Raw genomic sequence first — 15,146 nt, forward strand, 5'->3', positions numbered from 1 at the left:
GTTAATGGTTAATTTGCGTTGAGCAACTCAAACGAGAATGGCCGATATCTCATCATCTTTTAGTTAGGAAGCCTTTATGAGTGATTCAAATACTACGGCGGTCAACACAGATTATTTTGCTCCCGTCCATACCCAAACATGGGTCAATGGTCGACATAATGTACGTTGTGTGAAGATGATTCACGAAACTTGGGATGTTCGTACCTACTGCTTTATGGCACAACAACCTGTGATGTTCTTTTTCAAACCGGGACAATTTGTCACATTGGAATTAGAAATCAACGGGAAGCAGGTGATGCGTTCTTATACCATTTCCAGTTCGCCTTCTGTGCCGTATAGCTTTTCGATCACCGTAAAGCGGGTGCCAGGTGGAGAAGTGTCTAATTGGTTGTATGAGAACATGACGGTAGGGACAGAACTTGCTGTGCATGGGCCTGTTGGTCAATTTAACTGCATTGATTTTCCTGCTGAAAAGGTTCTATTGCTGTCTGGTGGTGTCGGCATCACACCGGTCATGTCGATGGCGCGCTGGTACTTTGATACCAATGCAGAGGTCGATGTTACTTTTATTCACAGTGCCCGTTCACCTAGAGACGTTATTTTTGCTCGTGAACTCGATCACATGGCGTCGCGAGTGGATAATTTTAGTCTATATATGATTGTGGAGCGCATGGAAAACGGCTTAGCTTGGCATGGTTATCGAGGCTTTTTAGATATCGAAAAACTGAACATGATTGCACCTGACTTCATGGAACGAGAAATTTTTTGCTGTGGACCTGCCCCTTATATGCGAGCGATAAAAACCCTTTTAACGGAGAAAGGGTTTGATATGTCTCACTACCATGAGGAGTCGTTTGGTGCGACGCCGGTGGAAGTCGTTGAAGATGCGATTGAATTGGCAGAGGTCGCTCAAGCAGAGGCTGAATCCATTGTAGAAACGGATATGAAGACCATTTCGTTTGTTAAGCAAGGTAAGAGTATTCAGGTGCCTCAAGGGGAAACCCTGCATAATGCGGCAGCGAGATTGGATTTGATGATTCCTAAAGCCTGCGGTATGGGGATTTGTGGTACTTGTAAAGTACTGATTACCAACGGGGAGACACAAATGGAACATAACGGCGGTATTACTGACGAGGATGTGGAAGCGGGCTATGTGTTGTCTTGTTGTACTGTTGCGAAAACGGATGTTGTGATTGATATGTAAACTTGTTTTAGTGATCAATAGATGTTCAATTAATGGGCAGAGGTGTGCCTAATCGGTGCGTTTTAACATCAATACTTTTAAAGGGCATCGTTATCGTTATATGAGCGGGTTATTTCTGCATAGCTGACAAACTTCTACTAATTGGTCTATATTTTGCTTAGTTAAACGAAGCATTGTTTAGGAGGGATAAGTTATGTTGATAGGAACGGCAGAAACCGCTCATAAGCCAAATAAAAAAGTGACTAAGATTGGGTTTCTTCTATTAGATCATTTCACCATGATCGCGTTAGCCTCTTCGATTGAGCCTCTTCGTATGGCCAATCAGTTATCTGCTGAGGAATTATACAGTTGGCAGCTTATCTCGGAAACTGGACAGGCGGTGACCGCGAGCGATGGGTTGAGTTTAAGTGCGGATTTTTCAATGCAGGATGCCCCCCACTTCGATTTCATTTTTGTCGCAGGTGGATTGGACATTACACGTTCCTATACTTCTAAGCAGGTTTCTTGGTTACAGCAAAAGGCTCGGCAGAATGTCACTCTTGGCGGCATTTGTACTGGTGCTTATGTGTTGGCTCATGCTGGGCTAATGAATAACTATCAATGCAGTATTCATTGGGAATGTCTAACAGCGTTGCAAGAAAATTACCCCAAGGTGAAGAGTAATAACCAGCTGTTTTCTATTGATCGTAACCGCTTAACCTCATCGGGTGGCAGCGCTCCAATGGATATGTTTTTGACGGTGATTGCTCGTCAACATGGTGCTAAATTATCGAATGCGGTGTCCGACATGTTTATCTGTGAACGTATTCGTGGTGAGTCCGATATACAGCGCATGCCATTGCGTCAAGTCAACAATGGCGTAAGTTGTACGCCCAAGTTATTGGATGTCATTCAATTGATGGAAAACAACTTGGAAGAGCCGATCGAGTTGGATGAGATGGCCGTCTTTGTCGGGGTGTCTCGTCGCCAGATAGAACGTATGTTCCATAAGTATTTGGATTGTTCGCCATCGCGTTATTACTTACGACTGCGATTGGATCGGGCGCGTCAGCTGTTGAAGCAATCCAGTATGTCCATTGTCGAAATTTCGACAGCTTGCGGGTTTATTTCCACGCCACATTTTAGCCGTTGTTATCGCAAGCATTTAGGGGTCTCCCCACGAGATGATAGAAAAATGGCGTGGTCACAAGCAGTTATCACTCCTTTGCTAGAGGACACAGCTTTTCCTGAGCCTGTTAATTTACTCATGCCCCACGCGGCATCGGCCTTATCGAAAGCGCATTCAGAGCCAAGCTATGGATCGGTCACGTTAACCTAATTGATAGTTAAAGAAGCAGTGACGGCGTTTGTCTTGAATGGCAGTCGTTACTGCTTGCCTGTCTCTTTTTCCCCTTTCTGTCATTTTGTCGCCAATAGTGTTGCTTTATTCTAGGATGTTATTCACAGTTAGACCCTCATTCTATTTAGGGGGTTTCATGAAAGACCTAGAGACAAACCGATTAATAATCCGATCTTTTTTCGAAACCGATGTCGACGGTTTATTCGAATACTTGTCAATGCCTCGTGTGAATTGTTTTCTGGACGATAAAATCACCACACTTGAGGAAGCAAAGCAAAAAGTGAAAGAGCGTTGTCAAGATGAATGGTGTGCTGCTGTCACTTTAAGAGACACTGGTGAGCTAATCGGTGAGCTTTTTTTTCACCCAGAAGAGCGCTATATCCAAAACGGACAAGAGGCTGATACCTACAATGTTGGGTGGAATTTTAATGGGCGGTTTGAGGGGAAGGGCTACGCGAGCGAAAGTGCGCATGCACTGTTTGATTATTTGTTTATGGATAAAAATGCCAGACGACTCTATGCCTTTGTAGAAGATGATAATATTAAATCACAAGCATTAAGCGAAAGGCTTGGCATGCGTAAGGAGGGATGCTTTGTGGAATTTGTCTCATTTGTCAACCACCCAGATGGAACGCCTAAGTACGAGAATACACTTCAATACGCTATCTTAAAAAAAGAGTGGTTGCTCAGAAACAAATAGATTGAGTCACCAAGTATTGCTCTATATCAAAACGCTTTCATTCTATCAGTTTATTATAAGCTTATTCTTTAATGGAATTAGTCGTAAATAATCTGATACGAGGTGAGTGGATGAAAAGTTATAAAGAGATTAATAAAGAGCAAAATGTCTTTGCGAGGGAGTACCGCAAGTCATCTCCTGCCATTTTGGATGGCTTCATGACCATGTATAAGGCTTCTATGAGCGAAGGAGCCTTATCTAACAAAGTAAAAGAGCTAATGGCACTAGGTATCGGCATTGCTGCGCGTTGCGATGGCTGTATTGCCTCTCATGCTAAAGCTTCAATTCATGCAGGCGCCACAAGGCAAGAGTTAGTCGAAACCATTGATGTGGCCGTTATGATGGGCGGTGGACCGTCCGTTATTTATGGTACACAAGCTTTAGCTGCGGTGGATGAATTCTTGGCGGATTAAAATTGTGAATAGACTGGGTGTAGTCTCATTGTGTTATTTTGGCTTTTATTAAGTGTTATAAAAATACCGATAGTATCCTAGTGGTTAATATATCCAGTTGTTAGCGTAAAAAAGGCGAATAGATCGAATTTATTCGCCTTTTTTACAATTAAAGAAAAGAAGTTGTTTTATTGAATGTTTTCGATTGATTAATGATAAAGTCTGAAAATATTTTGATATGGTTTGGCTGGGTGTGATTTTTAAGCTGAATTAGGTAAATGTCTCTTTCAATATTGATGTCTTCAAAGGGAATGATGACAATGTTTTTATGTTTGAATTGAAATAAGGTTAATCCCGTTGTGATGCTGATTCCGTGATTAGCAGAAATAAGTCCCATCATGGTCGTTAGCTGTTGCACTTCTAGGTGATAGTTTAGCTGTATCCCTTTCTTTTCAAACAGCTTGTCCGTGTATTGTCGAATGCTGGTACGAGGGCTAAAGCCGATAAAGGGATGCTGATATACCTCTTCTAATGATACTTTATGACGCTTCGCCAGTTAATTTTAAATCAGCATGGTTAAGTGTTCACGAAAAAGCTTTCCCATCATTATTGGATATCGAATAAGGTTGAATCGCGACTTGATAGCGCTTTCTCGTCGTGTTGTAGTATTGTTAGTATATTACGTGTTTTGTTTGCAGAGAGTGCTTAATGCCATATTGTATTTTTATTTGTGTGGCGTTAAGTGGTAGAGGTGAATGTGAAGCCCGAGATCAACCCTAATAAAATTGTTGTCTTTACTGGTGCAGGGATAAGCGCGGAAAGTGGCTTACAGACCTTTCGTGATTCCAACGGGCTTTGGAATAATGTTGACGTTGCCGATGTGGCAACGCCCGAGGCGTGGGAGGCGAATCCGCAATTTGTTTTAGACTTCTATAATAAAAGAAGGAAAGAAGCCTTTGAGGCCTCGCCTAATCCTGCTCATTATGCGGTGGCAAAGCTCGAAGAAAAATATGAGGTGGTTGTCATCACTCAAAATGTTGATGACCTCCACGAACGCGCTGGTTCTAGTAAGGTAATCCATGTTCATGGATTACTTAAAAACGCTCGAAGCAGCGTCAATGATGCCTTGCTTTATCTTTATGACCAAGGCAAGCCCATACAAATGGGCGATCTATGCGAAGAGGGGAGTCAACTGAGGCCCGATATTGTTTGGTTCGGCGAACAAATTCACCATTATGAAACAGCGAGAAAGCAACTTGTTGCGGCGGGAAAAGTGCTTGTAGTAGGGACCTCTCTGTCCGTCTTCCCCGCTGCGGATATCCTGAAAAAAGCACGATATAACGCTGAGAAAATCATTGTGACCAAGCAAATTGATATAAGACCGACGGGCTTTAAACTGTTTAGAGGCAACGCCAGCTCATTGGTACCTTCCATTGTTGACGATTGGCTGAATGGTCAGTCTGTTAGCTAAAGGGCTTCGCTTATTGGTTGTCTTCACCATTTGAACTTGACCCCCTGAAAAAGTCAGTTCGACGCAATCCCGATTGCGCGATTGTATGGCGTTTCAGGGCCAGTTAAAAATATTCTGTACACCATCGAAAGACGAATCCATGCCTTACGTAATATAGCGTTTAGATAAAGTGGGTTGTATAAAAGTAGTTGTTCACACGCTTCTCGTTAAACATGGTTTTTTGGTTACTTTTGCATCGCTTGGCAAAAGTAACACGCCCAGCAGGGCGGAATAAACTGGCAGGTCAAAGTCATTGAGAAGTGTCCAATATACATAAAAATCTAAGAAACAACCCTATCCTCTTGAAGGCAAAAGAGGATAGGGCTTGGTAGATCAGTCGCTTTGATCTTTTATGGTTTGTTGGACTAAAGTCCAACCTACATGCCCTTAGGTTGGGGAATCGCCCCGTTTCACTTGCATACGACGTAAAAATTCCGACATGATTTGCATGTAAAGTTCATCGCCTATGTATTTGTCTTCTACGCCACGGTCGATGCTTGGGTTATCGTTGACTTCGATGACGTAGCCACGGCCATTAATTTCTTTCACATCAACGCCGTATAGGCCATCACCAATGGGTTTGGTGGCTGCGATGGCCGCTTGTAGTACCCGGCGTGGCACTTCAAATGTGGGCAAGGTATCAAAGCCACCACTTTGACTTTTGCTATCGCTATGTTGGTAGATCTGCCAATGGTTTTTCACCATGTAGTAGCGACAGGCAAAAAGAGGCTTGTTGTTTAAAATACCAATGCGCCAGTCAAACTCTGTGTAAAGGTATTCTTGCACCAAGAGTAAAGAAGATTTCTTGAAAAGCGTGTTCAAACTCTCAGTTAAGGCTTCGCGATTCTCGGCTTTGATCACACCTCTAGAAAAGGCGCCATCGGGAATTTTCACCACCATTGGGTAGCTGATGGCCGCTTCTAATGCGTCTTCTACGTTACTCTCTCCCTTATGGACAATGCGTGTTTTCGGGCAAGGTACTTTGTGGGTGTTGAATAAGTCAGCCAAGTAGACTTTGTTGGTGCAACGCATGATGGACTGTGGGTCGTCCATAACAACCAAGCCTAACCCCTCGGCTTTTTTCGCAAAGCGGTAGGTATGGTGGTCTATGTTGGTGGTTTCGCGAATAAATAAACCATCGTATTCAGGCAGACGCATAATGTCTTTTGGACCAATAGTATCTACGTGGATGCCAAGTTGCTTACCCGCTTGGATGAATTTTTTAATCGCTTGGCCGTCGCTCGGTGGAAGTTTTTCTTCTGGGTTCAGCAAAATCGCCATGTCAAATTTGGCGGCGCGTTGAATGCGACCTTTGCTCCATACTTTATTGCTAAAGGCTTCCAGAGATTCGGCGAATAGGGTTTCTTCCTCGTCGTTTAGTTTACTTTGCGAGGTGGTTTGCAGTGCGGTGACTTGCCACTCTTTACGAAATTTTAAGGTGACTTCGAGTACTGGACTTGGGAAACTTTCGAACAGTTTACGTGCAAACTCCTTCATTTCTGGATGAATGGTGCGGCCAAATACACAGTGGAACTTCATGTCCATTGGGGCGTCTGGCTTGGCGAGTTTTTTCGCTAACAAGGGCAACCATTGAGAAATCTCTAACTCATAGAGATCTTTTTTACTCAGGTCATTCAACACACGAACAGATGGCATTACGTGATGACCACGGCTTTCTGCCAGTAACGAGCAGTAATAGCCATCCGATAGGTATTTACTGCTTTTACACAGGTTGATGATGCGCGTGCGTCCTTGGCTTTTGGTGGTCGCTAAGTTTAGGTATTGAGTGAAGGTGATCACTCGATCGCTGGGTAAAAACGCGGACCAATCTTTGGCCTGATCAACAACGATGTATGTCTGTGACATGTGTTCTGCTTTTCCTTATAGTTGCGTTTGTGTAACGTTGTTTAAGTGTCGTGGTGTTAAAAAGAGGGATAAAAAAACACCCTGAATTTGTGCGGATAGTGCGCTTTATTTTCGGTTTTAACAATAGACTAAAATGAAGAATAAAATGTTTTTTTCGATGATTTTTTTAGGCTATCTTTTAAACAGGTTTCGTCCTAGAATTCGCGAAAATCTCTCTCGTGGTTTTGGTGTTTCTCGTTGCCTTTGCTTGTGGCGAAAACTCTAAAAAACGAACCTATGACCTTTTGTCTTTTCTAAGGCGACACATGACAACACTCACAACATTGGCTCACTCCTCTGCAGCAATCACTTCTGGCGATGTTCGTTTAGCAACATTGGATGACCTGAAATCTCTTCTGGTGCTTGAAGAGCGCTCTTTCTCTGGCGATCGTTTGAGTCGACGTAGCTTTCGCCGTGCTATAACGGGTTCAGGTTCTGCGCTGTTAGTTGCCGTGTCTGATCAGACGCTCTTAGGGTATGCCTTATTGCATCTTCGACAAGGTACGCATTTGGCACGTTTGTACTCTTTGGCTGTATCACCAGAGGCGCGAGGTCTTGGGGTGGGCAAGCTATTGATCCAAGCTTGTGAGAAGAAGGCCGTCAAAAAGGGAAAATTGCTGCTACGCTTAGAAGTGAGCGATGTGAATCATAATGCGATTGGTTTATACCAAAAAATGGGGTACCGAGAATTTGGTCATTACGATGCGTACTATGAAGATCAGACAGATGCTATTCGTATGCAAAAGCGTCTTCGCCATGCGGGAGATGAGCAAACGACACGAGCGATTCCCTGGCTAGCGCAAGGCACGCCCTTTACTTGTGGTCCAGCCTCGTTGCAGATGGTGTTGTCTGCTTTGCATCCAAGTTACCAAGCAACGCCAGATGATGAGTTGGAAATTTGGCGAGAAGCGACAACGATATTTATGACATCGGGACATGGCGGGTGTCATCCTATGGGATTGGCGCTGGCGGCCGAGAAACGAGGTTTGACTGCCAATATTTGGTTGAGTGAAGACGGGCCGTTGTTTGTTGACAGTGTACGGGATGAGCTTAAGAAAAACGTCATCAGGCGAGTGCATCAAGGCTTTGTCAAGCAATGCGATGAGGAGAGTATACCAATACATTATGTTGTGATGCCGTTAGTACAGTTGATTGAAGCGTTTGATTCAGGGGCGCTTGCAATTATCCTGATTAGTACTTTTCGCATGGATGGCAAAAAATCTCCCCATTGGGTGGTGATGTCTGGTTATGACGAGCACAGTGTTCTCGTGCATGACCCAGACCTAGAGGATGATAAAAAATTATCAGACGATCCGCCAAGCCCATTGGATTGTCAATATGTACCGATTGCTCGGGATGAGTTCGAAAAAATGTCTCGTTTTGGCAGAAGTCGATTGCAAGCGACGGTTGTGTTGACGAAAAGAAACTAGTCACGGTAGAAAATTGTGGTTGCAGGAGAAGAGTAACAATTTGTATAGGAATATATTGTAAATTTACTAATTGCTGATTTATCATCCCTGCATTAATCTATAACAAATTATTATATGGAATAGATAATGACAAAAAGTGACGTCAAAGAGGGAAAAAAAATATTAAAGAATAATGACTTAGATGACGAATCTTTTTTTTCTCAACTGCTAACCTATTTGCCGATGGGCGGCATGGTGGTGAATACAGATTCTGTTATTCTCTTAGCGAATGAGACTTTATCAGACATATTAGGCTATTCAACAGATGAGCTTGTTGGTATGGATGTTGACTCGTTGCTACCTAGTCAGTTTCAAACCAACCATAAAAAACTCATGCAAGGCTTTTTCAAGCATCCTCACAAACGCAAAATGGGCAAAGGGCAGGCTCTGTTTGCGCGCTGTAAAGACGGCAAGCACATTCCAATAGAAATTGGTTTAAACCCGATAGAACAGAAAGGCCAAACCTTTGTTTTAGCGACTTTGATCGATCTTTCCATGCGAGATCGTGCGAGAAATATGTTTCAACGATCCATCGAAGATGCGCCTCATGGTGTGCTGGTTGTGGATTCTGATGGCGTGATTCGTTTAACGAATAGTATGTTGTGTCAATGTTTTGGCTATACCTCGGATGAGTTGTTGAATCAACCTTTAGCCATGTTGCTGCCAAGTCGTTATCGAAAAAACCATGATCATTTGCGTCGTTCCTTTCATCAAAACCCCATGCCTCGAATGATGGGGGTGGGACGAGATTTGACCGCTTTGCATAAAGATGGTCGTGAGTTTCCTGTGGAAATAGGGCTCAGTCCCTTTGAAGACGAAGACAATAATGACATGGTGCTAGTCTCTTTATTGGATATCACACAGCGTAAACGTATGGAACAAAAGCTGCGGGAAACCAATACCAATTTAGAAGAGTTTACTTATGTTGCGTCCCATGATTTGCGTTCGCCGTTGCGGGGGATTGCGGATTTGCTTGAATGGATTAAAGAAGACCTTGGTCCTGACGCACTTCCAGATGTCACCCATAATCTCAATCGAATTGATGTTCGCATTAAGCGGATGGAACAACTCATCGACAATTTATTGACTTATGCACGAGCAGGCAATGTCGAGTCTAACATTCAGGAAATCGACATTAATACACTGCTTGATAATATCGTCGAATTATTAGAGGTGCCCGAAGGGATTAAGATAATACGAGATGTCCAGTTTGAGCGTTTTACGTCGGTATGGACTCCGCTGGAAACGGTGATGCGTAATCTAATCAGTAACGCCATTAAGCATCATGATCAGGAATCGGGCACGATTGTCGTGCGTTGCATGGTCGAAAATAGTTTTTGCCATTTTAGCGTTTGTGACGATGGGCCTGGTGTTCCAGAAGCCGCGTATCAACGTATTTTCCGTTTATTTCAAACGGTGACATCCAGTGAACGAAGTGGAACGGGCATCGGCCTTTCTGTTAGTCGACGTTTGGTCGAAACACATGGGGGGCGTGTTAGTGTGGAGAAAAACGAACATCAACGCGGCGTTACCTTCCATGTTTGGTGGCCGCGATTTTTAAGGAAAGATACCCATGAGTAAAGAATTAAGTGTTCTTATTGTCGAAGATGATGATGTGTCAGCAGAGTCGATCACCCGTAGTCTGAGAAAAGTCGCACCGGACATCGATATTATTCATGCGGAAGAGGGTAAAACGGCCATAGAAATACTGGAAAAAACACACCCAGATAAGGTTATAAAGTCACCCTTTTTGGTGTTGTTGGATTTAAATATGCCCGTTATGAATGGTTTTGAGTTTTTAGAGTACATTCGTGATAGTAAAAATTTGCAAGACACGGTCATTTTTATTCTGACGACATCAAATGATGACACTGACCGTTCTCGGGCTTATGCGAACAATGTTGCAGGTTATATGGTTAAGTCTGAAGTTGGACCGCAATTTGCGAAATTAGCTACCTTATTAAATGCCTATAAAAATGCGGTGGAATTAAATGGTTGAGGATGCAGGCATGGATGTTTCAAAGACCCTTGATGTTGATGTTGATGCTAATGTGCTAAGGTTACTGATCGTTGATGATGACGATGTGGATCGAGAGCGTTTATGTAGGATGTTGGCTAAATCTGACATAGAAACGTTTGTATCTGAGGCGTCTTCTTTGGAAGATTCCATGAATTTTCTGCAAGGGGGTGAGTTTGACTGTGTCATTGTTGACTACCGCTTAGGGATAAATTCAGGGCTCACTTTGCTCAACAGCATTCGTACTACATTGGAAAATCGATGTGCGGTTATTATGGTAACTGGGCTTGGTGATGAAGAGGTTGCAGCAGAAGCCATGCGTTTGGGGGCGAGTGATTATCTATTGAAAAATCAATTACAAAGTCCCCAATTAATACGTGCTGTCATCAGTGCGGTGCATCGTGCAGAGTTGGAAAAGAAACTTCACGATATGGCGCATTATGATAATTTAACGGGATTAGCTAGCCGACCACTTCTGCTGAAACACTTACAAGCGGCGATTGTTGATGAAGATCCCACCGCCGTTGCATTCCTCGACTTAGATAATTTTAAACCCGTGAACGATAATTATGGTCATGATATTGGCGACTTCGTTCTTATTACAATTGCGGATCGACTTAAGCAAATCATGCGAAAAAACGACACTCTGTCTCGTATTGGTGGTGATGAGTTTGTACTGTTATTGCGCGGTGTTGTGAATGAAGAGCAGTGTATTGAATTTCTTAACCAGTTACTTGAAGTCGTTAACAAGCCTATTGAGATTGAAGAATTTGAAAGCGTTGTTCAGGTGTCTGCAAGCATTGGTGTTACCTTAGTCTCCAATGATAGTTTAGACGCTGATACCGTTGTCCGGCGGGCGGATCAAACCATGTATCAAGCGAAAAACCTAGGCAGAAATAACATTGTTTTTTTTGATCCGGAGGAAGAGCGCCGCTTACATGAACGAAGAGCCATTTTGCAAGCCGCCGAGCGTGGTGTTGTTCGTCATGAGTTTGAACTTCATTACCAACCGCAGGTTGATATGGTAAATCATCGTTTAAAAGGGGTTGAAGCGCTTATTCGTTGGAATCATCCAAATAGTGGTTTTTTGTACCCAGGTGATTTCTCAGAAGCGTTGGAACATCCCACTACAGGGATTGTCATAGGGGAGTGGGTATTGGAAGAAGCGTTGCGACAACTTGCCATTTGGGACAGAGAAGACCTTGTTGTCAGTGTCAATATTGCCCCAGCCCATTTGCTTAGCAAAGGGTTTGTTCAGCAACTTGAGCGGTTGTTGAATAACATGCCCAACATTAGCCCAAAGTTATTAGAAATTGAGATTTTAGAAACTGTTTCAATGGCGGATATACACAGTGCCGTTGAAGTAGTGAAAGCCTGCTGTGAATTGGGGGTTCGAGTCGCACTAGACGACTTTGGTACGGGGTATTCCTCTCTTAATTATTTGAAAAAGTTGCCTCTGAACACGTTAAAAATCGATAAAAGCTTTATCCAGAACATACTGTCAAATCAGGACGATAGAGCGATTGTTGCTTGTGTTGCTGAGCTTAGCCAGGCGTTTAAATACGACTTGATAGCGGAAGGTGTTGAATCATTCGATCATATGCAATCGCTGATCGAGATAGGTTGTCATCTAGGACAAGGATATTATATTGCTAGACCTATGTCTGCTGACAAAATGACGCAATGGATTGATCAATACAATAAAGGCCCTCAGTTACATTAACTATTTGTTTTCTAAAAAATATTCCTCTTGTTCTTTGCTATGACTATCTCGCCCAATGTGGGATAGGCTTTGCCGTGCGTTCCCTGTCTACGCCTTTTTATGGCGCCTAACTAAAACTCATGCCTAAAATCTTATAAATTTCAATTATTGATAGTACTAAATTATAGAGTGAATGCAAAAAATCTATTTGCAATGCTTGACTCGTGGGTAGATTAGTGGGATAACGAAAACGTTTTTGTTGTATTTCGAAAATTTTATGTGGAAAATAGAAAATTCGTTGTATAACGAAAACAAATCATCAAATATCGAAACAAATACAGACAGTGAATGACTCATTGCAGTTCAAGATAATAATAAAATACAGGGGATAACTAAGATGAAAGAGTTAGCTAAGCCTACCTTGATGGGGGAGTGCATTGCGGAGGCGATAGGCACCGGTTTATTTATGTTTATCGGTACGGCGTGTGTGGCCGCTTTGGTCACGACGGGTGCCCAATATGGGCAATGGGAGATTAGTATTATCTGGGGGCTTGCGGTGGCTATTGCTATCTATGCCGTTGCTGGTGTCTCGGGGGCACATATTAACCCTGCCGTCACCTTAGCACTTGCGACCTTTATGGGGTTCGAATGGCGCAAAGTGCCTTTCTTTATCATTGCTCAGTTTGTTGGTTCCGCGCTTGGAGTCAGTTTGACATACTTCCTGTATGGTCCGGTGATTTCTGAATGGGAGTTAGCGCATCATGTTGTGCGAGGTACCGCCTCAGGCTTGCAAACCGCAGGCATCTTTACCACATTTGCCAATGCTAATATCAGTTATTTTCATGCCATGCTAGTGGAGCTGAGTATCACTGCATTATTAATGTACTGCGTTTTGGCGCTGACTGATGATAAAAATGGTGGTGCTAAGGGACCCCTTGCAGGGCTTTTCATTGGGTTAGTCGTCGCTATTATTGGTGCATCTGTTGGGCCGTTAACAGGCTTTGCAATGAACCCCGCTCGTGATTTTGCTCCGCGTCTTTTGATTGATTTTCTGGGGTGGGGGCATGTTGTGATGACGGGTGGTCGTCATATGCTTTATGCATGGGTACCGATTGTTGGTCCTATTTTAGGCGCGCAATTGGGAGCGTTTATTTATACACGGTTCGTGAGCCCTTCTTTACCAGCGAATATAGAAGAGAAAATTGAATTGGAACAGTCTGTTTCGATGGCGTCAGCAGTAAAAAAATAAATCATAACAATAAGGAGAACAACAATGTCAGAGCAAGCTAAAAATAAACATTACATTGTCGCACTAGATCAGGGAACCACCTCTTCCCGTGCCATTATTTTTGATCGACATTCCCATATTGTGGCGGTGTCTCAACGGGAATTTAGCCAGTATTTCCCCCAATCTGGTTGGGTTGAGCACGATCCAATGGAAATTTGGTCTAGCCAAAGTTCTGTATTAGCTGAGGTGCTGGCGAAAAGTGGCATTCAACCTGATCAACTTTCCGCGATTGGTATTACTAACCAGCGTGAAACAACCGTAGTATGGGATAAAAATACTGGACGTCCTGTTTATAATGCGATTGTGTGGCAATGTCGCCGTACTGCTGATATTTGTGATGAGCTTAAGGCTCGCGGCTTAGAAGATTATGTCCGTGAAAACACCGGATTGGTCATAGACGCTTATTTTTCTGGTACGAAAGTAAAATGGATTCTCGACAATGTAGAAGGCGCTCGCGAAAAAGCTGAGAACGGAGAATTACTATTTGGTACCGTAGATTCTTGGCTGATCTGGAACATGACGCGTGGGAAAGTGCATGTTACAGACTATACCAACGCCTCTCGCACCATGCTATTTAATATTAAAACGTTGGAGTGGGATAAACGAATGCTAGAAGAGTTAGGCATTCCTGAGTCCATGTTGCCAGAAGTTAAAGGCTCCAGCGAAATCTACGGTGATACGAATATTGGTGGTAAAGATGGTACCCGTGTGCCAATAGCAGGGATTGCAGGGGATCAGCAATCTGCCTTGTTTGGTCAGCTTTGTGTCAAAGAAGGTATGGCGAAAAATACTTATGGCACTGGTTGTTTCTTGCTGATGAACACAGGAACCAAGCCCGTACTATCTCGACATGGTTTGATTACCACCTTGGCCGTTGGCGCCAAAGGCGAAGTGAATTACGCGCTAGAAGGCTCAGTCTTCATGGGAGGCGCGACGATTCAATGGTTGCGTGATGAGCTGGGTATTATTCGCGATGCACAAGATACCGATTACTTTGCTTCGAAAGTGGAAGACAGCAATGGCGTATATCTGGTACCGGCTTTTGTGGGCATGGGGGCACCATATTGGGATCCTCATGCCCGTGGCATCATGGTTGGTCTAACACGTGGTGTGAACCGTAACCATATTGTTCGTGCTGCTCTTGAATCAGTGGCGTTTCAAAGCCGTGATTTAGTGGATGCTATGAAACAGGATTCTGGTATGGAGCTGGCCACATTGAAAGTTGATGGTGGCGCGGTTGCAAACGATTTCTTAATGCAGTTCCAAGCGGACATTGTTGGTACCAAAGTGGAACGCCCCAAATTGACGGAAACCACCGCACTTGGCGCAGCGCTATTGGCGGGTCTAGCGGTGGGATTCTGGGAATCTATTGACGAAATTCAAGAAAATTACGAAATTGATCATACCTTTGAGCCGGCCATGGCGGATGGAGAGCGCGCTAAGCGCTATAAAGGTTGGCAAAAAGCGGTCTCTCGCTCACTAAAATGGGCTGAAGAAGACGAGGAATAAGTTTTAACACTTACCTCACATGTACCAGAAAATAAAAAAGCGAGTATGTTGATGCATACTCGCTTTTTTATT

13 protein-coding genes are annotated in these 15,146 nt (G+C 43.5%); 11 read left to right on the forward strand and 2 right to left on the reverse strand.

The features are described 5' to 3' along the window. Positions 1 to 76: 76 nt before the first annotated feature. The 4 genes from AC0VYG_RS09210 (at position 77) to AC0VYG_RS09225 (ending at position 3,695) form a co-directional block, all read left to right on the forward strand. Positions 77 to 1,204: an FAD-binding oxidoreductase gene (locus AC0VYG_RS09210; RefSeq protein ID WP_475432012.1), complete on the forward strand. Its 1,128-nt coding sequence runs from the start codon at positions 77 to 79 to the stop codon at positions 1,202 to 1,204. Between the two features lie 193 nt (positions 1,205 to 1,397). Continuing rightward, the gene (gbdR, locus tag AC0VYG_RS09215; RefSeq protein ID WP_475432013.1) at positions 1,398 to 2,522 is read left to right on the forward strand and encodes a choline metabolism transcriptional regulator GbdR; all 1,125 of its coding nucleotides are present in this window, start codon (positions 1,398 to 1,400) and stop codon (positions 2,520 to 2,522) included. A 157-nt stretch (positions 2,523 to 2,679) separates the two neighbouring features. Further along, the gene (locus AC0VYG_RS09220) at positions 2,680 to 3,243 is read left to right on the forward strand and encodes a GNAT family N-acetyltransferase (protein ID WP_475432014.1); all 564 of its coding nucleotides are present in this window, start codon (positions 2,680 to 2,682) and stop codon (positions 3,241 to 3,243) included. Positions 3,244 to 3,353: 110 nt separating this feature from the next. After that, on the forward strand, positions 3,354 to 3,695 hold the full coding sequence (locus AC0VYG_RS09225; RefSeq protein ID WP_475432015.1) for a carboxymuconolactone decarboxylase family protein: 342 nt from the start codon (positions 3,354 to 3,356) through the stop codon (positions 3,693 to 3,695). Positions 3,696 to 3,843: 148 nt separating this feature from the next. Here the strand turns inward: AC0VYG_RS09225 and AC0VYG_RS09230 are convergent, their stop codons facing one another. Continuing rightward, a complete protein-coding gene (locus AC0VYG_RS09230) occupies positions 3,844 to 4,230 on the reverse strand; it encodes a LysR family transcriptional regulator substrate-binding protein (RefSeq protein ID WP_475432534.1) in 387 nt (128 codons plus the stop codon). A gap of 201 nt (positions 4,231 to 4,431) precedes the next feature. On the opposite strand from AC0VYG_RS09230, the gene AC0VYG_RS09235 reads away from it, so the two are divergent. After that, entirely contained in the window at positions 4,432 to 5,145 is a 714-nt protein-coding gene (locus AC0VYG_RS09235) for an SIR2 family NAD-dependent protein deacylase (protein WP_475432016.1), read from the forward strand. A 426-nt stretch (positions 5,146 to 5,571) separates the two neighbouring features. Here the strand turns inward: AC0VYG_RS09235 and AC0VYG_RS09240 are convergent, their stop codons facing one another. Next, positions 5,572 to 7,050, reverse strand: a complete 1,479-nt coding sequence (locus AC0VYG_RS09240) for a RimK family protein (protein ID WP_475432017.1) — start codon at positions 7,048 to 7,050, stop codon at positions 5,572 to 5,574. A gap of 305 nt (positions 7,051 to 7,355) precedes the next feature. Between AC0VYG_RS09240 and AC0VYG_RS09245 the strand changes: the two genes are divergently transcribed. From AC0VYG_RS09245 to glpK, 6 genes are all read left to right on the forward strand, one after another. Beyond that, positions 7,356 to 8,519 carry a GNAT family N-acetyltransferase/peptidase C39 family protein gene (locus AC0VYG_RS09245; protein ID WP_475432018.1) on the forward strand — a complete coding sequence of 388 codons (1,164 nt, stop codon included), beginning with the start codon at positions 7,356 to 7,358 and terminating at the stop codon, positions 8,517 to 8,519. Positions 8,520 to 8,645: 126 nt separating this feature from the next. Further along, positions 8,646 to 10,139, forward strand: a complete 1,494-nt coding sequence (locus tag AC0VYG_RS09250; protein WP_475432019.1) for a PAS domain-containing sensor histidine kinase — start codon at positions 8,646 to 8,648, stop codon at positions 10,137 to 10,139. After that, positions 10,132 to 10,557: a response regulator gene (locus AC0VYG_RS09255; protein WP_475432020.1), complete on the forward strand. Its 426-nt coding sequence runs from the start codon at positions 10,132 to 10,134 to the stop codon at positions 10,555 to 10,557. Before AC0VYG_RS09250 ends, AC0VYG_RS09255 begins: the two co-directional genes overlap by 8 nt. A 10-nt stretch (positions 10,558 to 10,567) precedes the next feature. Continuing rightward, a complete protein-coding gene (locus tag AC0VYG_RS09260; protein ID WP_475432021.1) occupies positions 10,568 to 12,298 on the forward strand; it encodes a putative bifunctional diguanylate cyclase/phosphodiesterase in 1,731 nt (576 codons plus the stop codon). 376 nt (positions 12,299 to 12,674) lie between these two features. Next, on the forward strand, positions 12,675 to 13,526 hold the full coding sequence (locus AC0VYG_RS09265; RefSeq protein ID WP_475432022.1) for an MIP/aquaporin family protein: 852 nt from the start codon (positions 12,675 to 12,677) through the stop codon (positions 13,524 to 13,526). Between the two features lie 24 nt (positions 13,527 to 13,550). Then, positions 13,551 to 15,074 (forward strand): glycerol kinase GlpK, encoded by a 1,524-nt coding sequence (gene glpK, locus AC0VYG_RS09270; RefSeq protein ID WP_475432023.1) that lies wholly within the window; start codon positions 13,551 to 13,553, stop codon positions 15,072 to 15,074. Positions 15,075 to 15,146 lie beyond the last annotated feature (72 nt).

Source organism: Marinomonas sp. 63XJN7_7_ISO-PGPR-S23-202, assembly GCF_056173505.1.